1 protein-coding gene is annotated in these 1,273 nt (G+C 61.0%); it reads right to left on the bottom strand.

Features of this window, described 5'->3' with window-relative positions; genetic code table 11:
• Positions 1–1,273, bottom strand: a 1,273-nt coding sequence (gene glyA, locus AC2FID_RS22455) for a serine hydroxymethyltransferase (protein ID WP_496700169.1), incomplete at its 5' end; no start/stop codon positions are given.

Here is a 1,273-nt window from a genome sequence, read left to right as displayed (position 1 = left end):
TTACAGGTTTGGATAGATCGGGAATTTAGCGCAAAGCTCTGCAACCTCGGCTTTGACCTTGGCTTCAACCGCGCCATTGCCGTCTTCGCCATTGGCGGCCAGACCATCGACCACTTCGATGATCCAATCTGCGATCTGGCGGAATTCGATCTCGCCAAAGCCGCGGGTGGTGCCGGCGGGGGAGCCCAGACGGATGCCCGAGGTGATGGTCGGTTTTTCCGGATCAAACGGCACGCCGTTCTTGTTGCAGGTGATGTGCGCCCGGCCCAGAGCCTTGTCGACAATGTTGCCGGTCACGCCTTTGGGTCGCAGATCGACCAGCACCACATGGGTGTCGGTGCCGTGGGTCACCGTGTCCAGACCACCCTTGATCAGCTGGTCTGACAGCGCCTGTGCATTCACGACGACCTGCTTGATGTAATCCTTGAACGCAGGCTGCAGCGCCTCGCCAAACGCCACGGCCTTGGCCGCGATCACGTGCATCAGCGGGCCGCCCTGAATGCCGGGGAAGATCGCCGAGTTCACTTTCTTAGCGATATCTTCATCATTGGTCAGGATCATGCCGCCACGCGGACCGCGCAGGGTTTTGTGCGTGGTGGTGGTTGCCACATGCGCATGCGGGAAGGGGCTGGGGTGCTCACCCGCTGCCACCAGACCGGCGAAGTGCGCCATGTCCACGTGCAGGTAGGCGCCGACCATGTCGGCGATCTCGCGCATGCGGGCAAAGTCGATCTGTCGCGGAATGGCCGAGCCTCCGGCGATGATCAGCTTGGGCTGGTGTTCTTTTGCCAGCGCCTCGACCTGATCATAGTCCAGCATGTTGTCTTCTTTGCGGACGCCATACTGCACCGCATTGAACCACTTGCCCGACTGGTTGGGACGGGCGCCGTGGGTCAGGTGACCGCCTGCGTCCAGGCTCATGCCCAGAATGGTGTCGCCGGGCTGGATCAGTGCCTGGAACACACCCTGATTGGCCTGAGAGCCTGAGTTCGGCTGCACGTTGGCAAAGCCGCAGCCAAACAGCTCTTTGGCGCGGTCGATGGCCAGGTTCTCGGCGATGTCCACATACTGGCAGCCGCCATAGTAACGCCGTCCGGGATAGCCTTCGGCGTATTTGTTGGTCATCACCGAGCCTTGTGCTTCCATCACGGCGGCAGAGACGATGTTTTCGGATGCGATCAGCTCGATCTCGTCGCGCTGACGACCCAGCTCGGATGTGATCGAGCCGAACAGCTCGGGATCACGGTCAGACAGGGACTGGGTGAAAAATCCG

The organism is Ruegeria sp. CDSC068, assembly GCF_059610545.1.
The sequence above is the reverse complement of the archived record's forward strand: the minus strand, read 5'-3'. Positions and strand labels throughout refer to the sequence as shown.